The sequence below is a fragment of the Limnohabitans sp. TEGF003 genome (assembly GCF_055395455.1).
This window is the reverse complement of the sequence record NZ_AP029225.1, coordinates 786,112-807,709: the sequence shown is the minus strand read 5'-3', so window position 1 is coordinate 807,709 and position 21,598 is coordinate 786,112. Positions and strand designations below refer to the sequence as shown.

Annotated in this window: 23 protein-coding genes; 8 read left to right on the top strand and 15 right to left on the bottom strand. The window is 62.1% G+C overall.

What is annotated here, in order from left to right; translation table 11 throughout:
- Nucleotides 1-3: 3 nt before the first annotated feature.
- The 7 genes from ACZ5RT_RS03900 to ACZ5RT_RS03870 all read left to right on the top strand — a co-directional run bounded on the left by ACZ5RT_RS03900 (nucleotide 4) and on the right by ACZ5RT_RS03870 (nucleotide 7,624).
- Nucleotides 4-1,575: a phytoene desaturase gene (locus ACZ5RT_RS03900; protein ID WP_464453567.1), complete on the top strand. Its 1,572-nt coding sequence runs from the start codon at nucleotides 4-6 to the stop codon at nucleotides 1,573-1,575.
- On the top strand, nucleotides 1,562-2,656 hold the full coding sequence (locus ACZ5RT_RS03895) for a phytoene/squalene synthase family protein (RefSeq protein ID WP_464453566.1): 1,095 nt from the start codon (nucleotides 1,562-1,564) through the stop codon (nucleotides 2,654-2,656). Before ACZ5RT_RS03900 ends, ACZ5RT_RS03895 begins: the two co-directional genes overlap by 14 nt.
- Nucleotides 2,653-3,096: a BLUF domain-containing protein gene (locus ACZ5RT_RS03890; protein ID WP_464453565.1), complete on the top strand. Its 444-nt coding sequence runs from the start codon at nucleotides 2,653-2,655 to the stop codon at nucleotides 3,094-3,096. Before ACZ5RT_RS03895 ends, ACZ5RT_RS03890 begins: the two co-directional genes overlap by 4 nt.
- 258 nt (nucleotides 3,097-3,354) lie before the next feature.
- Nucleotides 3,355-4,428: an ABC transporter ATP-binding protein gene (locus ACZ5RT_RS03885; protein WP_464453564.1), complete on the top strand. Its 1,074-nt coding sequence runs from the start codon at nucleotides 3,355-3,357 to the stop codon at nucleotides 4,426-4,428.
- A gap of 58 nt (nucleotides 4,429-4,486) precedes the next feature.
- Nucleotides 4,487-5,818 (top strand): ABC transporter substrate-binding protein, encoded by a 1,332-nt coding sequence (locus ACZ5RT_RS03880; protein ID WP_291929457.1) that lies wholly within the window; start codon nucleotides 4,487-4,489, stop codon nucleotides 5,816-5,818.
- Between the two features lie 34 nt (nucleotides 5,819-5,852).
- Entirely contained in the window at nucleotides 5,853-6,755 is a 903-nt protein-coding gene (locus tag ACZ5RT_RS03875) for a carbohydrate ABC transporter permease (RefSeq protein WP_108426903.1), read from the top strand.
- Nucleotides 6,756-6,781: 26 nt separating this feature from the next.
- Entirely contained in the window at nucleotides 6,782-7,624 is an 843-nt protein-coding gene (locus ACZ5RT_RS03870; protein ID WP_369907565.1) for a carbohydrate ABC transporter permease, read from the top strand.
- 120 nt (nucleotides 7,625-7,744) lie between these two features.
- Here the strand turns inward: ACZ5RT_RS03870 and ACZ5RT_RS03865 are convergent, their stop codons facing one another.
- Complete coding sequence (locus ACZ5RT_RS03865; protein ID WP_464453563.1) at nucleotides 7,745-8,638, bottom strand: LysR family transcriptional regulator ArgP; 894 nt, start codon at nucleotides 8,636-8,638, stop codon at nucleotides 7,745-7,747.
- Nucleotides 8,639-8,713: 75 nt separating this feature from the next.
- Between ACZ5RT_RS03865 and ACZ5RT_RS03860 the strand changes: the two genes are divergently transcribed.
- Nucleotides 8,714-9,361: a LysE/ArgO family amino acid transporter gene (locus ACZ5RT_RS03860; RefSeq protein WP_464453562.1), complete on the top strand. Its 648-nt coding sequence runs from the start codon at nucleotides 8,714-8,716 to the stop codon at nucleotides 9,359-9,361.
- A 214-nt stretch (nucleotides 9,362-9,575) separates the two neighbouring features.
- On the opposite strand, the gene ACZ5RT_RS03855 is transcribed toward ACZ5RT_RS03860, so the two are convergent.
- From ACZ5RT_RS03855 to bchY, 14 genes are all read right to left on the bottom strand, one after another.
- The gene (locus tag ACZ5RT_RS03855) at nucleotides 9,576-10,973 is read right to left on the bottom strand and encodes a PucC family protein (protein ID WP_464453561.1); all 1,398 of its coding nucleotides are present in this window, start codon (nucleotides 10,971-10,973) and stop codon (nucleotides 9,576-9,578) included.
- Between the two features lie 49 nt (nucleotides 10,974-11,022).
- The gene (locus ACZ5RT_RS03850) at nucleotides 11,023-11,217 is read right to left on the bottom strand and encodes a light-harvesting protein (RefSeq protein ID WP_291929450.1); all 195 of its coding nucleotides are present in this window, start codon (nucleotides 11,215-11,217) and stop codon (nucleotides 11,023-11,025) included.
- Between the two features lie 12 nt (nucleotides 11,218-11,229).
- Complete coding sequence (pufB, locus tag ACZ5RT_RS03845) at nucleotides 11,230-11,382, bottom strand: light-harvesting antenna LH1, beta subunit (protein ID WP_019429105.1); 153 nt, start codon at nucleotides 11,380-11,382, stop codon at nucleotides 11,230-11,232.
- 104 nt (nucleotides 11,383-11,486) lie between these two features.
- Complete coding sequence (locus ACZ5RT_RS03840; protein WP_464453560.1) at nucleotides 11,487-12,350, bottom strand: carotenoid 1,2-hydratase; 864 nt, start codon at nucleotides 12,348-12,350, stop codon at nucleotides 11,487-11,489.
- A complete protein-coding gene (gene crtD / locus ACZ5RT_RS03835; protein WP_464453559.1) occupies nucleotides 12,347-13,879 on the bottom strand; it encodes a 1-hydroxycarotenoid 3,4-desaturase CrtD in 1,533 nt (510 codons plus the stop codon). The genes ACZ5RT_RS03840 and crtD overlap by 4 nt, the downstream gene beginning before the upstream one ends.
- Nucleotides 13,872-14,699 carry a hypothetical protein gene (locus tag ACZ5RT_RS03830; protein ID WP_464453558.1) on the bottom strand — a complete coding sequence of 276 codons (828 nt, stop codon included), beginning with the start codon at nucleotides 14,697-14,699 and terminating at the stop codon, nucleotides 13,872-13,874. The genes crtD and ACZ5RT_RS03830 overlap by 8 nt, the downstream gene beginning before the upstream one ends.
- Before the next feature lie 35 nt (nucleotides 14,700-14,734).
- On the bottom strand, nucleotides 14,735-15,796 hold the full coding sequence (gene pufC, locus ACZ5RT_RS03825) for a photosynthetic reaction center cytochrome PufC (RefSeq protein ID WP_464453557.1): 1,062 nt from the start codon (nucleotides 15,794-15,796) through the stop codon (nucleotides 14,735-14,737).
- On the bottom strand, nucleotides 15,793-16,770 hold the full coding sequence (pufM, locus tag ACZ5RT_RS03820) for a photosynthetic reaction center subunit M (RefSeq protein WP_108426793.1): 978 nt from the start codon (nucleotides 16,768-16,770) through the stop codon (nucleotides 15,793-15,795). The genes pufC and pufM overlap by 4 nt, the downstream gene beginning before the upstream one ends.
- Before the next feature lie 47 nt (nucleotides 16,771-16,817).
- Entirely contained in the window at nucleotides 16,818-17,654 is an 837-nt protein-coding gene (pufL, locus tag ACZ5RT_RS03815) for a photosynthetic reaction center subunit L (RefSeq protein WP_108426794.1), read from the bottom strand.
- An 83-nt stretch (nucleotides 17,655-17,737) separates the two neighbouring features.
- On the bottom strand, nucleotides 17,738-17,947 hold the full coding sequence (pufA, locus tag ACZ5RT_RS03810; protein WP_053168888.1) for a light-harvesting antenna LH1, alpha subunit: 210 nt from the start codon (nucleotides 17,945-17,947) through the stop codon (nucleotides 17,738-17,740).
- A gap of 10 nt (nucleotides 17,948-17,957) precedes the next feature.
- A complete protein-coding gene (locus ACZ5RT_RS03805; RefSeq protein WP_100120009.1) occupies nucleotides 17,958-18,182 on the bottom strand; it encodes a hypothetical protein in 225 nt (74 codons plus the stop codon).
- Nucleotides 18,183-18,226: 44 nt separating this feature from the next.
- Nucleotides 18,227-18,370 carry a light-harvesting antenna LH1, beta subunit gene (gene pufB, locus ACZ5RT_RS03800; RefSeq protein ID WP_019425952.1) on the bottom strand — a complete coding sequence of 48 codons (144 nt, stop codon included), beginning with the start codon at nucleotides 18,368-18,370 and terminating at the stop codon, nucleotides 18,227-18,229.
- 140 nt (nucleotides 18,371-18,510) lie between these two features.
- Entirely contained in the window at nucleotides 18,511-20,037 is a 1,527-nt protein-coding gene (bchZ, locus tag ACZ5RT_RS03795; protein ID WP_464453556.1) for a chlorophyllide a reductase subunit Z, read from the bottom strand.
- Nucleotides 20,034-21,587, bottom strand: a complete 1,554-nt coding sequence (gene bchY / locus ACZ5RT_RS03790) for a chlorophyllide a reductase subunit Y (protein WP_291929444.1) — start codon at nucleotides 21,585-21,587, stop codon at nucleotides 20,034-20,036. The genes bchZ and bchY overlap by 4 nt, the downstream gene beginning before the upstream one ends.
- Nucleotides 21,588-21,598 lie beyond the last annotated feature (11 nt).

The window sequence follows — 21,598 nt, the reverse complement described above, 5'->3', positions numbered from 1 at the left end:
CCCATGAACACCACCACCCATGCTTACCGCACCGAAGGTTTCGGCATTCCCGTCTCGCCGCAAGGCCCAGAGCTGGGCACCCCGTCCCAGCTGCGCCAGCGCCCGGTGGCGGTGGTCATTGGCAGCGGCTTTGGCGGGCTGGCCGCAGCGATTCGCCTGAGCGTCAAAGGCTACGAGGTCAAGGTGTTTGAAAAACTCGACGCCCCCGGTGGCCGCGCTTATGTGCACCACCAGGACGGCTTCACCTTTGATGCCGGCCCCACCATCATCACCGCGCCCTTTTTGCTCGAAGAGCTGTGGGCGCTGTGCGGCAAGAGCTTTGCGGGCGACGTGAAGCTGGTGGCCATGGACCCGTTTTACCGTGTGCGTTTCTCGGATGGCACCTGGTTCGACTACAACGGCGACCCCGAGCACATGCGCGCCGAAGTCGCCCGCTTTGAACCCGATGATCTGCCGGGCTACGAACGCTTTTTGGAAGAAGCCGAGCGCTGCAAAACCCTGGGCTTTGAAGGCATGGGGGACATGGCCTTTGACAAGGTCAGCGACCTGATGGCCGCCATCCCCGACTTCTTGCGCATGGGCGCCTGGCGCAGCCTGTACAGCCTGGTGGCCAAACACATGCGCAACGACAAGCTGCGCATCGTGATGAGCTTTCACCCGCTGCTGATCGGCGGCAACCCGTTTGCCGTGACCTGTGCCTACGCCCTGATCAACTCGCTGGAGCGCACCTGGGGTGTGCACTCGGCCATGGGCGGCACCGGGGCGATTGTGAAAGGACTGGTCGGCTTGTTGGGAGAGCGCGGCGTGCCGCTGCGCTGCAACGCACCTGTGACGCAAATCCGCATCGAAAACGGCCGTGCCTGCGGCATCGAGTTGCAAAGCGGCGAATTCGTGCCCGCCGACATCGTGGTGAGCAACGGTGACACCGCCTGGACCTACAAAAACCTCGTCGCGCCTGAGCACCGCCGCGTGTGGACCGACCGCAAGATCGCGAATGGCAAATACTCCATGGGCCTGTTCGTCTGGTACTTCGGCACCTCGCGCCAGTACAAAGACGTGCCGCACCACATGATGGTGCTGGGCCCGCGCTACCAAGGCCTGCTGCAAGACATCTTTCAAAAGCACCATCTGGCCAACGACTTCAGCCTGTATTTGCACCGCCCCACCGCCACCGATCCTTCGTTGGCCCCCGAGGGCTGCGACACCTTTTATGTGCTCTCACCCGTGCCGCACCTGGACAGCGGCACCGACTGGAACGCCTTTGCCGAGACCTACCGCGCCGCCATTGCCGAGAGCCTGGAGGCCAGCGTGTTGCCCGGCCTGCGCGAGTGCATCGTGACCAGCAAGGTGACCACGCCGCAAGACTTTCTCGACAACTTGTGGTCCTACAAAGGCGCGGGGTTTGGCCTCGAGCCGCTGCTGCTGCAAAGCGCGTGGTTTCGCCCACACAACCGCAGCGAGGATGTGCCGGGCCTGTTTGTCGTGGGGGCCAGCACGCACCCGGGCGCGGGCGTGCCGGGCGTGCTCATGTCGGCCAAAGCTTTGGAATCGGTGATCCCCCATGTCAACATCTGAACGCACCCCCAACGCTGTCAGTTTGCAAGAACTCGACTTCGACTCGCAGGACCTGCAGGCCTGCGTGGCCATGATGCAGGGCGGCTCCAAAACCTTTTTTGCCGCCAGCCGCTTGCTGCCCCTGCGCGTGCGCACAGCGGCCATTGCGCTCTACGCCTTTTGCCGCGTGGCCGACGACCTGGTGGACGAAGCCGCTGCGGGCGACACGCCGCTGGCCGCTCTGCAAGAGCGCCTGGACGCCATCTATGCCAGCACCCCGCACGACCATGTGGAAGACCACGCGCTCAGCCTGGTAGTCCAGCAATACAAACTGCCGCGCCATTTGCTGGACGCACTGATCGAAGGCTTTGCCTGGGACGCGAGCGGCCGCACTTACGACAGCATCGAAGACCTGCACGCCTATGGTGCCCGGGTGGCAGGTAGTGTGGGCGCGATGATGAGCTGGATCATGGGGCCGCAAAGCATGGACACGCTGGCACGGGCCTGCGAGCTGGGCGTGGCCATGCAGCTGACCAACATCGCGCGCGACGTGGGCCACGACGCCAGCATTGGCCGCCTGTACCTGCCGCGCCGCTGGCTGGTCGAGGCCGGCATCGACCCTGAAGCCTGGATGGCCCAACCCACATTCACCCCGGCCATCGCACAGGTGGTGGCGCGTTTGCTGGATGAAGCCGACCGCCTGTACAAGCAAGCGCACTCGGGCATTGCCGCCCTGCCGCCCGACTGCCGCGCCGCCATTTGCGCGGCCAGCATGATCTACGCCGAGATCGGCCACCAGCTGCGCCGCGAAGGCCTGGACTCGGTGAACAAACGCACGGTGGTGAGCACCACACGCAAGCTCATGCTGCTGGCCAGCGCCTGGACCCAGGTGCACTGGATCCGCGTGGCCGACCACAGCCCCGCGCCGCTGGCCGCCATTGTGGGCCTGGTGCAAGGCTGCCGCGACGCCGCCCAGCAAACCGGCAACAAGGCCTATTTTCCCAACCGGGCCATGCCCCAGCGCGTGGCCTGGATGCTCAACCTGTTCGAGCGCCGCGAGACCGAGCGCCTGGACCGCAACGCGGTGCACCCCACACCATGAGAGTGCCCAGCCACAGCATCACCGTGCGCCTGCTGTACGTGAGCCGTGCCGTCGGTCCGCAAACCACCACCATGACCACCAGCATCCTGGCGCAAGCGCAAGCCAACAACCCTGCGCAAGCCATCACCGGGGTGCTGTGCCAGGGGCAAGGCTTTTTCTTTCAGGTGATCGAAGGCGAGCGCAGCAAGGTCAACGCGCTGTACCGCCGCATCAGCGCCGACACCCGCCACCAGGATGTGGAGATCCTGCACTACGAAGAAATCCACGAACGCCGCTTTGGCCAGTGGTCCATGGCGCTGGTGCACCTGTCGGTGGACGACCCCATGGTCCGACTGCACCACCCCGACTTTGACCCCTACTCGGCCACTGGCGCTCAGGTCATGCAGCAGGTGATGGATTTGCTGGAGGCCGGACAGCCCATTCAAATGCCGGTGACCTGAGCCTCAGGCCCCGCAGCGATCAGACCCCGACCGCGCATGACCCCTCCGCGCAGGAGATGCCGCGGTCATGCTGGGGCACATGGCCGAGAGTTCACCCCCTAGACCCATGTCACCCCCTGTGCATCGGTGAACATAGGAGACGATCCATTAGGGTAAGTGGGTATAAGGAATTGGCCCAAGAATGTGATACTGAATGTCAATTTGAATCATGCGCAGTTGCAGTTCAGATTCAGATTCGTTCAAACAGGAAAGCTTTCAATGGCCAGTGTATCGATCCGATCTGTCAAAAAGAATTTTGGGGATGTTCCGATTCTGCATGGTGTGGACATTGAAATCCAAGACGGTTCTTTCACCGTGCTTGTCGGTCCATCAGGTTGCGGCAAGTCCACGTTGTTGCGCATGATTGCCGGCCTCGAAGAAACCAGCGGTGGCGAAATCCACATCGGTGCACGTCAAGTCAACGACCTCCCCCCCAAAGAGCGGGACATCGCCATGGTTTTTCAAAACTATGCGCTCTACCCGCACATGACGGTTGGCCAGAACATGGCCTTCTCGCTCACCCTGGCCAAAAAACCCCAAGATGAAATCGATGCCAAAGTGGCCCGTGCGGCTGACATTTTGGCGCTCGGCTCTTTGCTCGACCGCTACCCCCGTCAGCTGTCCGGTGGCCAACGCCAGCGGGTGGCCATGGGCCGTGCCATCGTTCGCGACCCGCAAGTCTTTTTGTTCGACGAACCGCTTTCGAACCTGGACGCCAAGCTGCGCGTGGCCATGCGAAGCGAGATCAAAGAGCTGCACCAACGCCTGAAAACCACTTCCATTTACGTCACGCACGACCAAATTGAAGCCATGACCATGGGCGATCAAATTGTGGTCATGCGCGACGGCCGCATCGAGCAAACCGGCTCTCCGCTGGATCTGTACGACATGCCGGCCAATCAGTTTGTTGCAGGCTTCATTGGCTCTCCGGCCATGAATTTTTTGCCCGGCAAACTGGTGGTGGACGGCCAACAGTGCCAAGTCGAATTGCAGGACGGTCTGCGGCTGCCCCTGCCAAGACCTCTGGCAGGCCAAAACGGGCAACCCATCATTTTTGGAACGCGCCCCGAACACCTGACGCTGGTGGACAGCGGCGGCATCACGGCCCGGGTGGCTGTTCTGGAACCCACGGGGATGGACACCTTTGTCGCTTGCCGACACGAAGGCGTTGAATTTTCTGCGGTTTTCCGCGAACGACACGAATTTGCCTTGGGCAGCACCATCCACCTCCAGCCCGACATGTCACGGGCTCACGTCTTCGACGCAGCGACCGGCAATAGGCTTGCTGCCTGATCGCTGATTTCCCCATCCGTTTTCTCGCCGCCAACCCACTCAAAACAGGAGACATTTCATGACCAAACTGAATCGACGTGACTTCCTCGAAAGCTCTGCCAGAGTTGCAGCCGCTTCCACCACCTTCGGCTTGGGTGCCATGGCCTACGCCCCTGCGGTGCATGCGCAAAACCTCAGCTTCAAACCGGAAAAGGGCGCCAAACTTCGCGTGCTGCGCTGGAGCCGATTTGTGCAAGGTGACATCGATGCCTACATGGCCAACGTGAAAAAGTTCACTGAACTCACAGGCGTTGAAGTGCGGGTCGACAACGAAGGCTGGGAAGATGTGCGCCCCAAGGCCGCTGTTGCCGCCAACACGGGTGCGGGTCCTGACATCATTTTGTCGACCAACGACGATGCCAACCTGTATCCTGAAAAACTGCTGGACGTCACAGACCTGTGTGAGTACCTGGGCAAAAAATACGGCGGCTTCTTCCCCGCTTGCCATGCCTACCTGAAACCAGACGGTAAAAAATGGATTGGCGTGCCCCTGGGTGCGGCCGGCGCCATGCTGGTCTATCGCCAAAGTCAAGTCAAAGCAGCGGGCTTTGACACTTTCCCCAAAGACACCGACAACTTCCTCAAGTTGCTGAAAGCACTCAAGGAAAAAGGCACGCCTGCGGGCTTTGCACTGGGAAATGCCACGGGTGACGGCCTGTGGTGCAACTGGCTGGTGTGGGCGTTTGGCGGCAAATTGGTTGATGCCAACAACAGGGTCGTCATCGACAGCCCCGAGACCATCAAGGCCCTGGAATACGCCAAAGAGATGTACGCCACCTTCATTCCCGGCACCTTGTCCTGGCTCGACCCCAACAACAACAAGGCATTCCTGGATGGCCAGATCAGCCTGACCAACAACGGCATCTCCATCTACTACGCGACCAAAACATCGCCCGACGAAAAGGTGCGGGCGATGAATGCCGACGTGCACCATGCCCCCTACCCCGTGGGCCCTGTGGGCACCCCCACAGAGTCGCATTTGTTCTTCAATCAAATGGTGATGAAGTACACCAAATTCCCGAACGCAGCCAAGGAATTCCTGCGCTTCATGATGGAAAAGGAGCAGTTCGATCCTTGGCTCACAGCGGCAGGTGGCTACATCGCGCCCCCACTGGACTTCTACACCAAGTCGGCCATCTGGACCTCCGACCCCAAGCACACCGCCTACCGCGACCCCGTGAAAAACATGCGCCCTGCGGGCTACGCAGGCAAGCTGGGCTACGCCTCGGCCGGTGCTGGTGCTGACTTCATCATCGTCAACATGGTCGCAGAAGCAGCCAGTGGCTCCAGGACGCCCAAAGAAGCCGCAGAGCGCGCCCAAAAACGTGCTGAGCGTTACTACAAGGTCTGATCGTTTTCAAAACTGAAAAGAACCCATGACACCCTTGCTCGAGAGAATTCAAAACAGCCGCAATGTGCTGGGCTTGATCTTCATGATGCCTGCAGCACTCCTGTTGCTGCTGTTTTTGACATACCCTCTCGGCTTGGGTGTTTGGTTGGGTTTCACCGACACCAAAATTGGCCGTGGTGGTCAATGGATTGGTCTTGAAAACTACATCTTCTTGTTGTCGGACAGCGTCACCCAGTTGGCCCTGTTCAACACCATGTTCTACACCACCGTGGCCAGCGTGCTCAAGTTCTTCCTGGGGCTTTGGCTGGCTTTGTTGCTGAACAAAAACATTCGCTTCAAATCGTTCTTCCGGGCTGTCATTTTGCTGCCCTACATCGTCCCGACGGCCTTGTCGGCGATTGCTTTTTGGTGGATTTTCGATTCGCAGTTCTCGATCATCAGCTGGGTTCTGGTCAAGATGGGCTGGATCGACGCCTACATCGACTTCCTGGGCTCGCCATGGAATGCGCGCCTTTCCACCCTGGCCGCCAATGTCTGGCGCGGCGTACCTTTTGTCGCCATCACGCTGCTGGCAGGTCTGCAAACCATCTCACCGTCTTACTACGAGGCTTCGGCCATTGATGGTGCCACGCCCTGGCAGCAGTTCTGGCATGTCACCTTGCCACTGCTGACCCCCATCATTGCAGTCACCATGACTTTCTCGGTGCTGTTCACATTCACCGACTTCCAGCTGATTTATGTGCTCACACGGGGTGGTCCGCTCAATGCCACACACCTCATGGCCACCCTGTCGTTCCAGCGTGCCATACCCGGGGGCGCTCTGGGTGAAGGTGCGGCCATCGCCATCGCCATGGTGCCCTTCTTGCTAGCCGCCATTCTGTTCAGTTATTTCGGACTTCAACGCCGTACATGGCAACAAGGCGGTAGTGACAAATGAGCAAAGACACACACGACAGCGTAGGCATGTCCTACCTGGACACCAACGCCACCAAGGTTTTCAAAACCTATCTGCCCCTGTTGGTGTTTCTTTTCGTTTTGCTCTTTCCGTTTTACTGGATGGGCATCACGGCTTTCAAACCTGACAACGAACTGCTGTCGCGTGATGGCAACCCTTTCTGGATCATCGCCCCCACACTCGCACACATTGAAAAGCTGCTGTTTCGCACCGCTTACCCACAGTGGATGTGGAACACCGTGGTGGTCTCGGTGACGGCCACTTTCTTCTCCTTGTTCGCTTCGGTGCTGGCGGCCTATGCGATTGAGCGTTTGCGCTTCAAGGGAGCGAAACACACCGGACTGGCCATTTTCCTGGCCTACCTGGTGCCACCGTCCATTTTGTTCATTCCTTTGGCATCGGTGGTGTTTGAGCTGGGCCTGTTTGATACACGCTTGGCGCTCATCCTGACCTACCCGACTTTTCTGATTCCTTTTTGCACCTGGCTGCTCATGGGTTACTTCCGTTCGATTCCTTTTGAACTGGAAGAGTGCGCCATGATTGACGGTGCCAACCGCTGGGAAATCCTGGTCAAAATCATCCTGCCTTTGTCGGTTCCGGGTCTGATCTCGGCAGGCATCTTCGCATTCACCTTGTCATGGAACGAGTTCATCTACGCGCTCACCTTCGTGTCGTCCAGTGAGGTGAAAACAGTGCCGGTGGGGGTGGTCACAGAACTGGTGGAAGGTGACGTTTACCACTGGGGTGCACTCATGGCTGGAGCGCTCTTTGGCTCTTTGCCCGTGGCCTTCATCTACTCTTTCTTTGTGGAGTATTACGTCTCCGGGATGACCGGATCCGTCAAAGAATAATTTCACCCATGGCCTGGGTGACTGGCACAGCGCACCACCCACACAGGCACCGGCCATGCCGATGGCGCTGTCGCCCGTACACGCCTGTGTGCCTAAAGCCCTTCAGACCGGATCTGCCGTTCAAGCGATCAAACTGCCCTGCGCGGCCTTGAGCACTGTGCGGCTCAGGCCATCGAGCAAAGCGGATGCGGCGCGGGTTTCCTGCCAATACAAGGGCACATCGAGCGGTGTGCCCGGCACCAGTTCCAGCAAGGCACCACTTCGCAAGTGGGGGGCAATCAGCGTGAGGGGGTGCAAACCCCAGCCCATGCTGGCCAGTGAGGCCTGCACAAAAGCCTGCGTGGAGGGCAAAGTGTGCCGGGGCAGCTCCACGTGCCGATGGCACAGACGCCGCACCCAGCGGGCCTGCAGCTCGTCCTGTGTATTGAACACCAGACTGGGCGCCTGGGCCAGGGTCCCGGCTGTCACGCCGGACGCCAAGTGGCGCTGTACAAAAGCGGGACTGGCCGCCGCCACATAGCGCATGGCCCCCAGGGCGCGGCTGTTGCAACCGGTGGCCGGGCGTGCCGTGGCCGTCACAGCGGCCAGCACCGCGCCGCTGCGCAACCACTCGGTGGTGTGGTCCTCGTTGTCGACCGACACCGCCATCAAGACGGGTGCCTCGGCTGCAAACGCGGTCAGGGCCGGGGCAAACCAGGTGGCCAGGCTGTCAGCGTTCACCGCGATGGGCAGCGTGACACGCGCCACGCCTTCCGGGGCCAGCCCCGGCAAACTGCCTTGCAGCTCCTGCTCGAGCAGACGCACACGGTCCATGTGCTGGCACAGGCGTCGACCGGTCTCGGTGGCCTGGCAGGGCTGGCCGCGCACCACCAGCGCGCAGCCCACCCGCTCTTCCAGCAAGCGAATGCGTTGCGACACGGCGGACGGCGTGACGTGCAAAGCGCGTGCTGCACGTTCAAAACTGCCCTCACGAACCACGGCCGCCAAGGCTGCCAAAGAGAAATAGTCGAGCATGAAATTAGTTTTTCTAAAGCTGATGAAGCAAAGACAGTTTGTCTTAATCTTGAAAGACTGACAAGCTCATGCCCCATGAACTTGCATGACACCCTTTTGTTGGCTTGGCCCGTTTTTGTCCAAGGCCTGTTGCTCAGCCTGGGCCTGATCGTGGCGATCGGGGCGCAAAACGCATTTGTGTTGCGCCAGGGTTTGCGCCGCGAACATGTGGTCAGCGTGGTGGCCTTTTGCGCGGCGGCCGATGCGCTGCTGATCACGGCCGGCGTGTTGGGCATGGCACAGGCGCTGGGTGACCGGCCGGGGCTGGCGCGCGCCCTGGCCTTGGCCGGGGCGGCGTTTTTGGCGATCTATGGCTGGCGGGCATTGCAGCGGGCGCGCCAAGCCAGCACGCTGGATGTGAGAAGCCTGGGCCAAGGCATGGGCCGTGGGTCGGCACTCGCGCAAGCGGCGGCTTTCACCTTGCTCAACCCGCATGTGTACCTGGACACGGTGCTCTTGGTGGGCAGCATCGGGGCGCAGCAGCCCGTGCCCTTGCAGGGCTGGTTTTCGGCCGGGGCCAGCGCGGCCAGTGTGCTGTGGTTCAGCGCTTTGGGCTTTGGGGCGCGTTGGCTGGCCCCCTGGTTTGCAAAGCCCCGCGCCTGGCAAATTCTGGACGCGTTGATCGGCGCGACCATGTGGGTGCTCTCGGGCCTGCTGGTGCGCCATGTCTGGCGCACGCTGTAAAACGGCAAGGCTGGTCACAGGCACAAAAAAACCGCCTTGCAACGGTTTTGGGGGATGGGCGCCGTCAGGCCTCACTTGCGTGGGCCTTTGGGACGGTTGAACCAGTTGGCCAGCATGAACAGGCCAAAAACCACGAACATGATGATGAGGATGTGTTTGATTTCCATGGCTTTTCCTTGAGTTGAGGGTGAAGGGTCCAAACGGTTGGGGGACATTATGCAGAGTTGAGCGGTGGCCGTACAGACGCACCCGCTGGCCGTATCAAAGGCGCCATGGCCCACAGGGTCAAGGCCAGCAGCAGAAGTTCGAGGCCATAAACCACCGAGTAAGCCATGACCGAGCTGCTGCCGAGCGCCACGCCGTCGCGCACCATGCCGCCCAGCGCCATGCCCAGGCCTGCGGCCGTGGCCTGCACTGCGCCCCAAGCCCCCATGGCCAGGCCGGTTTGCTCGGGCGGGGCCATTTGCATGGTGGCGGTCAGGGTGCCGTGGGCAAACAAACCGCCGCCCAGGCCGATCAGAAAAATACCCAGAGCGAACAAAGGCGCAGAGGCCAGCGGGCCGGAAGCGATCACGGCCACAAAGGCGGGCACGCCCACCCAGGCGCCCCAGCTGGCCATGCGGTAGGCGTCAGCGCCGCGGCTGAGCACACGCGAAGCCCAAGCAAAACCAATCAGACCGCCCAAGGCCAGATTGGCCGTGAGCAAGGTGGTGGTGGACACGCTCAGGCTCAGGATCTCGCCGCCATACGGCTCCAGCAAGACGTCTTCCATGGTGAAGGCCATGGTGCCCAGGCCCACCGCCAGCAAACGCCGCAAGGTGTTCGGGCCTTGGCAAAAGAGTTGCCAGGCTTGTGCGAAAGTGTGTTCGATGGGCGTGCCCGGTTTGCGCAGGCGGCTGCGCGGCTCCTGCTTCCACAGGGCGATCACGTTGAGCGCCAAGGTCATCACCGCCACGGCCTGCACCACGCGGATCAGCTGACCCGGACTGTAGTCACGCAGCAAATGGCCCAACATCAAGGCGCTACCGATCATGCCGACCAGCTGCATCACATACATGAGGCCGACCACCTGGGGCTGGCGCTCGGGGGGCGCCAGGTCGGTGGCCAAGGCGAGACCCGCGGTTTGCACGGTGTGCATGCCGATGCCCACCAGCACGAAGGCTCCCGCGGCACCCACCAGCCCCACCCAGGCGGGGGCCTGGCTGGCCTGGCCGGCACCGGCCAGCACCAACAGCGCAAAAGGCATGATGGAAAAGCCACCAAACTGCAGCAAGCTGCCCATCCAGATGTAAGGCACACGCCGCCAGCCCAGTTGCGAGCGGTGATTGTCCGAACGAAAACCGATCAGCGCCCGAAACGGCGCCACGAGCAAAGGCAGGGCCACCATCAGCGACACCAGCGTGGCCGGCACTTGCAGCTCGACGATCATCACGCGGTTGAGGGTGCCCACCAGCATGACCATGGCCATGCCCACAGAAATTTGAAACAGCGACAAGCGCAGCAGACGGGACAGCGGCAAATCATCGCTGGCGGCGTCCGCAAAAGGCAAAAAACGCGGGCCCATGCTGGCCAGCACATGCGCAAGAGAGGATCGTGTTTTTGTTTTGTTCATACAGGAAAGACCAGACGCTTGCGCGTCTGGCCGTTCGGGCTTGCACCCTTTACTTCTTCACCGTCGCGTCTGCAGCAGGCGCAGCAGCGACCACTTTGGCGCCGCCGTTGAGGAAGTTTTTCACCCAGGAGGTGTTGATGGTCAGAGCCAGGTGCACGCTGAAGGACGCAATCGCCACAGCCGCAATGAACACCGGGATACCGACCGAAGGTTTCACCACACACCACATTTTCGAGTAGATCATGTTGTGTCTCCTTTACTTGAGCCAGGGTGAATAGATGTAGGCCAGCAGATGGGCGAATGCGGCAATCATGCCGAAAATCTGCGTACCCTGGATGAGATTGCGGTGAATCTCTTCCGATTCGGCCTCGGTCAGTCCCGTTGGCCAGACTTTGTCTGAGTTAGACATAGTTTTCTCCTTGCAGAAGACGTGCACGGCCCGCACGAGGGCTATTCATGGCCACCACGGCCAGGAATGGGGTTGCCTTGAAAAGAAGTTCAAGGGTGTTCATCTCAAGCCCGCCGTGGCATGCGCCAGGGCAGCATGGCTTGAACCACCGGTGACACCAGACGCGGCACCGACAGGGTTTCGTGAAAGGCAAGCAAGGGCTCGCCCGCGTAGTCAAATTGCAGCAAGGCACGCTGGTAAAACGGCGTGTCTTCGAGTTGTTCGTACACCCGCACGGCTTGCGTGCTGCGCATGCGCCGGTCGATGCGCCAGCCCGTCTTGGGCAAGCGCTGCACGGGTGGGGTGGCCATCGGCTCGAACGTGCCTTTGGGCGTGAAGCGCAGCGACAGCACGCGGTCATCGGTGCCGGGCGCTTGCATGTCGTAAAACACCAAGGTGCTACCGTCGCGCATGCGGGCGCGTGACCAGTCCCAGGTGTGAAAGCCCCGGTCCACCGGCTCGTCGCCTTCGTTGGAGTCCAGGTACGCATGGCCTTGCCACTTCAGGTCGGGGGCACTCAGGTCGACTTCGATGCGCGACGCCGGGGCCAGCGGCCCCCAGCGGTGACGCCCGTTCACATCCAGTGGCGTGGAATAGCCAAACAGCTGCTGCGGCCAGAGCTTGATGCGGCCGCGCACACGGCGAGGAACAGGCACACACACTTCGTCGATGTCGATGGTCAGGCAGTCGCCATCCCAATTCAATTGGCTCGGGCCGATGGTGAACTGGCGGGCGCTGCGGGCGCAGTGGCGCTGGCCGCGCTCGGTCATGGCCCAGCGGCCTTGGCCTTTGCTGTAAATGGCCACATTCAGGGCGCAGTGGTTGTCGGCATGGGCCTGGCCGCGCCCACGCGCCCAGGCGTAATACGGCGAGAACACACTGCCCACAAACGCGATGAGGGTGATGCCGTGCTGGCCGTCGTCACTCATGGCGTCGACATACCACCAAAGGTAGCCCCCGTCGGGAACGTGCTGGTCGAAGCGAGGCTCGCCATCAGCGCCTCGGCCGCCCGCTGCCCGGACAGCGCCGCCATCGGCACGCCCGGTCCCGGGTGCACGCTGCCCCCCGCCAGATACAGGCCCTGCAGGGGTGTGGTGGAGCCAGGTCTGCTGAAGATGCTGGTCCAGCCGTGCGTCGCCTGCCCGTACAGTGCCCCGCCGCTGGACGGAAAACGCCGATGAAAATCCTGCGGCGTCGTGCGAAGGCTGTTGGCCGTGGTGGGCGTCAGGGTCAGGCCCAGCCTGCGAAGGTGCTGAAAGGTGTGTGTTTGGCATTGTTCTAAAGCCTCCTCGGTGATCGCATTGCCATCACCGCTGGCGGGGGCGTTGACCAAACAAAAAATGCGCTCGGCCTGGCCTGGGGCCAAGGGCGCAGGCCGGTCTTGCGCACAGACATAGACCGTGGGCTGCTCGGGCAGGCGCTGGCGCTCGAAAATGTCTTCGAACTCGCTGGCGTAAGTGCTTTGAAAAAACACGTTGTGCCGGTCCAGCGCCACGCCATCGGCGGGGGTGTGCATAGACCAAGTCAAGGCCGACAGGGATCTCGGCGGTGCGGCCTGCGGCACGGCGCGTCGCATGTCCTCGCCCAACAAGCCCTGACGCAAGGCGGCAGCATCGCCGTTGAAGATGACGCGCTCGGCCGGTAAAAATTCGCCCGACTGCAGCTGCACACCGCACACCCGCCCTTGGCGCTGCTCGATGCGCTGGCAGGTGCTGTGGTAACGAAACACCGCACCACGTCGGCGGGCCACGCGGGCCAGCGCCTGGGCCATGCCGACCATGCCGCCCTCGACCGACCAGACCCCGTCCATCTCGACCTGCGCGATCAGCATGAGGGTGGCGGGCGACTGCCAAGGCGATGAGCCGCAATAGGTGGCGTAGCGCGCAAACAGTTGGCGCAAACGCGGATCGGAAAACTGCTGGCCCAGCTGCTGCCACAGGCTGCGCATGGGGCCCAGTTGGGCCAACACGCCCAAGCCTTTGAACCCCAAGTCGCCCATGAAGCCGCCTATGCTGGGGCGCTGGGCGCGGATCATCGGGCCTTCGAGCGTGGCGTAAAGTTGGCGCGTGGTTTTACAAAAATCCCTGAATCGCCGCGCCTCATCGCCACTGGACCAAGCGGCAATGGCCGCTTCACTCTCTTGCGCATCGGCCGACAAATCGAGCTGACTGCCATCGGGCCAGAAGTGGCGGGCGAGCACCTGCAGCGGCGTGATGCGCATCTCGGCCTCGACGCTGGTGCCCACGCTGCGCAGCAAGTCGTCGAACACCCAGCGCATGGTGAACACGGTGGGGCCGCTGTCGATGTGTGCGCCGTTCACTTCGCGGCTGTGCACCTTGCCGCCGGGCTCGCCCGAGGCTTCGACCACGGTGACGTCGAGCCCTCGGTGAGCGAGCGCAATGGCGCTGCACAAGCCGCCCATGCCCGCGCCGACGATGACGACACGTGGCTCAGACATGGCTGATCTCCAGACGGGGCGCATCCACAACGGGTGCAGTGTCCAGCGCCGCGGCAGCGCCAAGAGGCGAAGCGTTGTCAAACTGAAAAGGCTGACCTTTCCAGACCCCGGCCATCTGCAGCACCTGCATGCGCACGAACAGCGACTCGGAAAAAAACTGGTGTTTGTAGGCCGCTGCACTGGCCACCTGGTGCGCACCCTGGTGGGCGTAGTTCAGCATCGATGCCGTGTCTTGCCACAAACTGAAGGTGCATTGGCGCACCAAGGGCGCCTCGCCCAAGCCCATGGCCAACAGGCAACCGGGGGATTGGTCGAGGTCAGCCTGGGCCGCCGGGGCATAACGCCAGAAGGCCATGGCCTTGGTGGGCACAATGCTGGCGCGTGTCAGCACAGCGAAGGGGCCTGGCGCTTGCGCAGCATCTTGACCTGTCTCTCCCAGTGATTGGGCGCTGCTGGCTTGCCAGGCTTGCTTGTCCCAGTGGCCGCGCGCCGATTGCACCGCCATCACGCCGCTCCAGCATTCACGCGCACGGCTGCGGTAAGCCTGCACCGCCGGGCTGTCCAGAAACTGCAGGGCCAGATCGAGGTGGGTGAACGTGCAGATCAGGCCCTGGTGCGTGGCACTGGGGCGCAGGCTAAAACCCCCGCCGTGGCCACTGCCCATGACCTTGACCATGGTCAGCCCCGGCACGTCCTTGTAGGGCGTGGCTCCGGCCACCAGCCGCAACCAGCCCCAACCCTGGTGCTGGCGCAAGAAGTCGGCCAGCAACACCACCACCACACCGGACAGCGGGTCATGAAGGTGGGCAAGGGCTTCCATGACGGGCGTCCGGCAAAGGTGCGAGGGCCAGCGGACTACTTGGCCGCGACTTTGGACGCAGCCAAAGCGGGCTTGAGCAACTCCGGGAAGTCCTTGGCCATGGGCGCACCGTTCAGCGGCTTGTAGACCCCCTGGTGGCAGGTGGCGCAGTTGAGCTTGGCCACATCACCCAGCGGACCCTTGCGGTGGGCCGGGAAGACTTCGGTCAGAGGCTCCATGAAGGTCAGGTTCAGGTCACGCGCCATGCGGATGCCGTGCCAGGCCGTCACACGCTGCGGTGGGCTGTTTTCCCAATTCTGGAAGGACTGCGTGTTGTGGCAATAGGTGCAGTTCACGCCCAGCGAAGTCGACATGTGCGTCATCAGGCCATAGGTCCACTCGGCTTGCTTGATCGACTGGCGGTTGCCCGATGGCAAAGCCGTGGGACCATTCACACGGATGTTCTGCTTGTCCAGCAAAAACGGGGTGAAGGGGTCATTGGGCAGGGATGACAAATTGACCACGGCCGAAGGCTCGTTTTGACCCGCCTTGTCGCCCATGAAGTTCGAGCCATAAGGCTGCGGATTGGACTTGAACCAGATGGCATTGGGCACCGGCTCGCCCCGGTGGCAGGTGTAGCAGGTCACCCCGGTCTGCGCGACGTGCGGCTGCCAGTCGGCGTTGATGTGCTGCGTCATCTCGACCATGCGCCGCGCCACCACCTTGGTGTACTTGCTGTCGTCTTCGAAATTGGGCAAGGCGTGGCAATAGGCGCAGCCTTCGTTAGGGGCCACCCAGCTGGTCATGGACACCATCAGGCGGTTGAAATCGCCCACGCTCAGGTCACCCAAAACCTTGACGTTCTTGTAAACCTGCGAGGCCTTGGGGCCGTCAGACCCCGCCGAAGGAATGACCGCTGGCGGTTGGTTGAGCTCGGTTTTGACTTCGAGCAAACGGGCGTTGTAGACCTGCGCCATGCCGGTGCCCCGGTAGCCGCTTTGCACCGATTCGGGAATCGGGCGTTCACAGCCAGCCAGCACGATGCCGACCAGGGCCAGCCCCAAGCTTTTGGCCATGCGGCTCACCCAACTGGGATGGTGTGTGGTGTTCGGGTTCATGGCTTGGCTCCTGTGCTCAGCGCGGGGTCCACCACCGCTGGAAAGATTTCGGGGTACGGTGGCGCCACGCCATGCTTGATGGCCCAGAGGTACCAGTTGTCCACCACGGTGCCAGTCAGCAAGATGCCGATGCCGCCGGTGATGGGGCACAGCACAGCGAACCACCAGGCCCAGCGGTGAATCGATTCCATGGTGGCGTTGAAGCCCATGGTCCAGCGCCAGAACAAGGCCGCACGTTCCGAGGCCGTACCCCGGTCAGTGATCTGCTCGATCTCGCGTTCACCACCGAAGCGGGTCACGGCCAGGATGGTCGCGCCGTGCATGGCAAACAGCAGCGCCGAGCCGTACAGGAACACGATGGACAGCGCGTGGAAGGGGTTGTAAAACAGGTTGCCGTAGCGCAACGAGAAAGCCGCCGTCCAGTCCAGGTGGGAGAAGATGCCGTAAGGCACCGCCTCACCCCAAGAACCCATCAGGATGGGGCGGAACAAACCCAGCACCAGGAACAACCAGATGGCTGCAGCAAAAGCCCAGGCGATGTGTGTGCCCATGCCCAGCTCGACCGCGCGGCGGTAGGTGCGGGCCCACCAGAACATGACCGATGCGGTGAGGAACAGGCCCACGATGAGGAACCAGCCACCTTGGTTGAGCGGCGGCATGCTCAGGCCGTAGCTGGGCGGTGGCGGCTCAAGCGAGAGCCAGAACAGCTGGCGCACAAACTGGATCGGGTCGTAGTTGACCGAGGCCAGCATGTTCATGCCGATCAGGGTGAAGGCGATCATGCCGAACACGAGCGAAGCCAGACCCAGACCACCCAGGTAAATCGGGCCGAGTTGGGCATTGCCCAACTTGCCGATCCAGTAGTTGATCAGGGGCTGCCCCGTGCGCGGGCTGTTGCCGTGTCCGAGTTCCACCCCGTGGTGGACTGGACCCACGGCTTGCACCGTGGTGAACAGGTTTTGATAGTCGGCCATTTGCGGTACTCCTCAATTCTTGGGGTTCGGGCTGCGTGCAGTCCGAATCAGAGTGGCCACTGGGACCAGATCGGCATGTTCAGCCACCAGCTCCACCACTCAGGCCAACCACGGCTCCAGAAGGGGCCGCTGAGCACGATGCACAGGGCGCTGAACAACACAGCCGCCAGCGCCAGGAACAGGCCCAGGCGGTGGATGCCCAAGGTGCCGATCGAGTAGCCGATGATGTCGCGGAAGAACGTGTCCTCGTGCTCGGGGGTCTTGACCACGGTGCCCGGTGCGGGATTGGTGGACGACAAGATCAAACCGCCGTGCAGCGACAAGGCAAACACGCTGGCGAAGAAGAAACTCACGGCGATCATGTGCGCCGGGTTGTAGTGAAAGTGCAGGTACTGGTAGCCCACGTTGGACACCCAGTCGAGGTGGCTGTAGATGCCGTACGGAAAGCCGTGGCCCCAGGCGCCCATGAGCACCGGCCGCACGACCACCAAAGTGACATAAGCCGAGATGGCCACACCGAAGGCCACGGGCACATGAAAGCCCATGCCCAGCTTGCGGCAGATTTCGACCTCGCGCATCATCCACGAGCCGAATGCGCCGATAGCGCACACCGTGATGAGCTGCCACAGGCCGCCCTCCATCAGGGGCGCAAAGCGCAGGCCATACGACAGATCAGGCGGTGCGATGCTGATCTGCCAGAGGTTCCAGGTGGGCCCTTGTGAGGCGCCCCACAAGATGAGGGCCGTGCCCAGGAACGAGAAGAACAAGGTTGTGACGCCGAAGAAACCGACGTAAAACGGTCCGACCCAGAAGTCGAACAAATCACCACCCAGCAGGGTACCACCGCGAACACGGTACTTTTTCTCAAAATTCAGCATGGCCATGGTTGGGTCCTCCTGCATCAGTGGATCAACAGACGCCGCCTTGACACGAGGTCAATGACGGCTTCTGAACGGCAAGTCCTGGATCAGGACTTGGGTGCGGCGAGCGATGCCACCGCAGTCGGCAGCGGCGAGTTTTGCGCCGATGCAGCGACGGGTTTTTTCGCACCGTCGAGCCAGTTGAATTTGTTGGTGCTGAGCAAGATGAGGTGAATCATCGCGGCCAGGCCAAACAAGAAAATGCCCTGCAGTACCATGGCACGCAATGGGTCGTAAAGTCGCCAAATTCTCCACATGGTGAATCTCCTAAATGATGTGGGACATGAAGGTGTACACCGCCGCTTTCACACCCTGACTCATGCTCTTGGCATCTTCTGCACCGGGCAGCAGATCCCGCCAGTGAACGCCGACCAGTTTGGCCAGTACGACGACCACGAACAGACATCCGAATCCGATGAGGAAAATGGACCAGAACGCAGGGGACTCATCCGCACGCGAATGGTCCTCGTTGAGGTGGGTTGTGTTTTGCATGACAGTGACTCCGTCAATCTATGGATGAAAAAACAGGCTCTGAATCAGAACCAGGGACGCCACGCCCAGACCAGGATGTGGGCCAGCACAGCAACTGCTGTAAAGCCCACGGTGCCCTGCATCCAGTAATGGTGGAACTCCTGGGCTTCCTCATCGGTGAGTCCGGAAATTGATGTCTTGGTGGACATGTTTTGCTCCTTTTAAAGAGGCCTTGCGACCCGGGTTGCGCACAGCCCGCGCAGATGGGCATCCGCAGCCAAAGGCCACGACATTCCTTGAAAGGCACTGCCAGGGGCAGCACCCGTGTTTGTTTGAAAGGCTGGTGCGCTCATGCCGTCACCCCCAGACCCAGTTCGCGGCTGGCCGCGTTCACATGGGCTTCGGTCACCTCGCTGTGCCCTTGGGCCTGCGAGAGTTGTTCGGCTTGGTCGCGCAAGCGCTTGGCCGCTGAAATCTGCACCAGCACCGGCTGGCTTTGCACCACATCGCGCAAGCGCTGCTGGGCCTGGTCTTGCCAGCTGGCGTTGGGGGCGACCACGCCACGCGCCTGGGTGGCTTCCACCTTGTCCATCTCGGTGCCCAACGGCAAAATGTTGAACAGCGCATCGAACAGCGCGTTGCACACTTCCTGGATCACATAGCTCGCACCGCTGTAGCCCATGAAGGGGGTACCGGTGTGGCGGCGGATGATGGCACCAGGAAAGGACGCAGGAATGAAGGCCGCGCGCATGGGGCTGCCACCGGAGATCTCGCTCAGGTACATGCGCTCGTTGTAGCTGCCAAACATGATCAGCGGCGTCTGCGTTTTGACCAGTTCGCGCACGGCGGCGTTGTCCGTCTTGGTGCCCGCGGTGCGCGACACGCTGAAGCGACAGGGCAAGCCCATTTCGTTTTCGAGGAAGTTTTTCAGCCCCCGCGAATAGGTCTCGCCCGCCACCACGGCAAAACTGGCGGTGGCAAAAAAGTCTTGCGTGACCGAGCGCCACAGGTCCCACATGGGCTTGAGCGTCGTGTGCTTTTCACGCTCGATGAAGGGCTCGGGGTCGAGGTGCAGCAGGTCACCCAGCTTGCGCAGGAAGTTGGTGGTGCTGTGCAGGCCAATCGGCGCTTGCAAATAAGGACGCTCCAGCGCCTCGCACAGCATGCGGCCAAACTCGCGGTACATGCAGATGTTCACATCGGCCTCGACCAGGCGCGACACATCGGCCAAGTGGCTGCCCAGCGGGAAGACCATGTTGACCTCGGCACCGATGCCTTGCACCAGGCGGCGGATCTCGGCCAGGTCGCTGGCACTGTTGAAAGTGCCGTAGCAGGGGCCAATGATGTTGACACGAGGCTTTTCACCCGCCGGACGGTCTTCAAAAGGCTTGCGGGCAGGCACTTTGCGCAGACCGTATTCGCTCCACAGCCAGTACATGGCGCGGTTGGCGCATTGCCATTGGTCTTCGTCGATGGTGCGCGGCAAAAAGCGGGCGATGTTGGTGCCTTCGGGCGTGACGCCGCCACCGATCATCTCGGCAATCGAGCCGGTCACCACCACCGCGGGCAACTCAGGGTCGAGCGTGGCGTGGGCGCGCTTCATCGCGCCTTCGGTGCCTTCACGGCCCAGTTGCTCTTCGGCCAGACCGGTCACCACAATCGGCAACTCGTGGGGCGGCAAAGCGTCGGTGTAATGCAGCACCGAGGTGACAGGCAGGTTTTCACAGCCGACGGGGCCATCGATCACCACCTGCAAACCCTTGATGGCGGTGAACACATACACCGCGCCCCAGTACCCGCCTGCGCGGTCATGGTCGAGGATCAGTGGCGATTTGGGCTTGGCCACGGTGCTAGGAGGAGGTGTGACCTGGTTCATGAACCCATCTCCTCGGCTTTGCGCTTCTTCAAAAGCTTTTCAATCTGGCGGCGGGTTTCGGCCTTGAACTCGGGCCGGTCTTTGGGCACCGACTCCCACACGCCTGCGGCGTGGCCTGCGCCCACATCGCCAAAAAAATCCTTCATGGCGTCAAAGCGGGCCTGGTTGCCCATGGCCGCTTGCACCACTTGCACCAAAGACCCGGCACCGGCCACGCCCATCAAGGGACGGGCCGAAATCAGGTTGGTGAAGTAGAGCGAGGGCACGCTGTTTTGCTTGGCGATCTGCACCACCGGGGTGGTGCCGATGGCCAACTGCGGCCGGTATTCGTACATGGCGTTGAGGTCTTGCTCGAGCGAGGCGCGCATTTGCACCTGCACGCCCTTGGCCTGCAGCCAGGCGATGTCTTGCGCGTTCCACTCGGTGGCGGGGCAAGCCGAACCCACATAACGCAAATCGGCACCACACTCAATGAGCAAGCGGCCTACCAGCAATTCGGAGCCTTCGTAGCCACTCAAGGTGATGCGGCCCGAGATCGGCTTTTGCATCAGCAAGCCTCGCATTTGCGTGAGGGCCTGGTTGCGCGCCACATCGATCTGCGCCTGCGCGATGCCAGCGGCCTGGCCGATGTGTTGCAACCAGTCTTGTGTGCCTTCGAGGCCCACCGGGGCCGAGCCCACCACAGGGCGGCCAGCGGCTTTGAATTCGCGCACGCTGGCGGTGTAGAAGGGGTGGATGGCGGCGGCCACCGAGCAGTCGAGTGCGGCGTACAACTCGCGCCACTCGCGGGTGGGCACCACCGGGCCTGCGGCCAGGCCCATGGGCGCGAGCATCTGGCCGATGATGACCGGATCGGCCGGGAACATCTCGCCGAGCAAGGCCACCGTGGGCTTGTCGCCTCGACCGGCGCGGGGCGCGGCCACTGGGCCGCTGATGATTTCTTCGCGGGCGTATTTCAGCATCGCCCCGGCCAGCACGTCTTTGGCTTCGGCGTGCGTGGGCACCCCAAAGCCAGGCACGTCGATGCCGATGATGCGCACGCCGTTGATCTCTTTGGGCAGCAGCTGCAGCGGCACGCCGCTGGCGGTGGGCACGCACAGGTTGATGATGATGACGGTGTCGACCTGACTCGGGTCGGCCTCGGCGTGCACCGCTTCCCGGATGTCTTCAAACAGCTTGCCCGTGACCAGCGACTCGGAGTTGAACGGCACATAGCCCACGCTGCGGCGTGCGCCGTAAAAATGCGAGGTGAAGGTCAGGCCATACACGCAGCAGGCCGAGCCCGACAGGATGGTCGCGGTGCGTTTCATGCGCAAACCCACGCGCAGCGAGCCAAAGGCCGGGCACATGCTTTGCGGCTGGTCGTGCGGACCGGCATCGGGCTGGCGCGGGTAATCGCGGGCGTATTGGTCGAGCACCTCGGACTTGCCCGCTTCTTTGGCGGCGGCCACCATGGCCTCGGTGCCGGCGTGGCAACCCATGCCGTCGCCTTGCAACCCTGCGGGATTGGGGGCGTCGGTGCTGGGGTGAATCGGGATGGTGCGCGACATGGTGGTGTCCT

Coding starts and splice junctions, on each gene's coding strand:
- ACZ5RT_RS03900 (WP_464453567.1), top strand. CDS start 4: ATGAACACCACCACCCATGCTTACCGCACCGAAGGTTTCGGCATTCCC.
- ACZ5RT_RS03895 (WP_464453566.1), top strand. CDS start 1,562: ATGTCAACATCTGAACGCACCCCCAACGCTGTCAGTTTGCAAGAACTC.
- ACZ5RT_RS03890 (WP_464453565.1), top strand. CDS start 2,653: ATGAGAGTGCCCAGCCACAGCATCACCGTGCGCCTGCTGTACGTGAGC.
- ACZ5RT_RS03885 (WP_464453564.1), top strand. CDS start 3,355: ATGGCCAGTGTATCGATCCGATCTGTCAAAAAGAATTTTGGGGATGTT.
- ACZ5RT_RS03880 (WP_291929457.1), top strand. CDS start 4,487: ATGACCAAACTGAATCGACGTGACTTCCTCGAAAGCTCTGCCAGAGTT.
- ACZ5RT_RS03870 (WP_369907565.1), top strand. CDS start 6,782: ATGTCCTACCTGGACACCAACGCCACCAAGGTTTTCAAAACCTATCTG.
- ACZ5RT_RS03865 (WP_464453563.1), bottom strand. CDS start 8,638: ATGCTCGACTATTTCTCTTTGGCAGCCTTGGCGGCCGTGGTTCGTGAG.
- ACZ5RT_RS03860 (WP_464453562.1), top strand. CDS start 8,714: ATGAACTTGCATGACACCCTTTTGTTGGCTTGGCCCGTTTTTGTCCAA.
- ACZ5RT_RS03855 (WP_464453561.1), bottom strand. CDS start 10,973: ATGAACAAAACAAAAACACGATCCTCTCTTGCGCATGTGCTGGCCAGC.
- ACZ5RT_RS03850 (WP_291929450.1), bottom strand. CDS start 11,217: ATGATCTACTCGAAAATGTGGTGTGTGGTGAAACCTTCGGTCGGTATC.
- pufB (WP_019429105.1), bottom strand. CDS start 11,382: ATGTCTAACTCAGACAAAGTCTGGCCAACGGGACTGACCGAGGCCGAA.
- ACZ5RT_RS03840 (WP_464453560.1), bottom strand. CDS start 12,350: ATGAGTGACGACGGCCAGCACGGCATCACCCTCATCGCGTTTGTGGGC.
- crtD (WP_464453559.1), bottom strand. CDS start 13,879: ATGTCTGAGCCACGTGTCGTCATCGTCGGCGCGGGCATGGGCGGCTTG.
- ACZ5RT_RS03830 (WP_464453558.1), bottom strand. CDS start 14,699: ATGGAAGCCCTTGCCCACCTTCATGACCCGCTGTCCGGTGTGGTGGTG.
- pufC (WP_464453557.1), bottom strand. CDS start 15,796: ATGAACCCGAACACCACACACCATCCCAGTTGGGTGAGCCGCATGGCC.
- pufM (WP_108426793.1), bottom strand. CDS start 16,770: ATGGCCGACTATCAAAACCTGTTCACCACGGTGCAAGCCGTGGGTCCA.
- pufL (WP_108426794.1), bottom strand. CDS start 17,654: ATGGCCATGCTGAATTTTGAGAAAAAGTACCGTGTTCGCGGTGGTACC.
- pufA (WP_053168888.1), bottom strand. CDS start 17,947: ATGTGGAGAATTTGGCGACTTTACGACCCATTGCGTGCCATGGTACTG.
- ACZ5RT_RS03805 (WP_100120009.1), bottom strand. CDS start 18,182: ATGCAAAACACAACCCACCTCAACGAGGACCATTCGCGTGCGGATGAG.
- pufB (WP_019425952.1), bottom strand. CDS start 18,370: ATGTCCACCAAGACATCAATTTCCGGACTCACCGATGAGGAAGCCCAG.
- bchZ (WP_464453556.1), bottom strand. CDS start 20,037: ATGAACCAGGTCACACCTCCTCCTAGCACCGTGGCCAAGCCCAAATCG.
- bchY (WP_291929444.1), bottom strand. CDS start 21,587: ATGTCGCGCACCATCCCGATTCACCCCAGCACCGACGCCCCCAATCCC.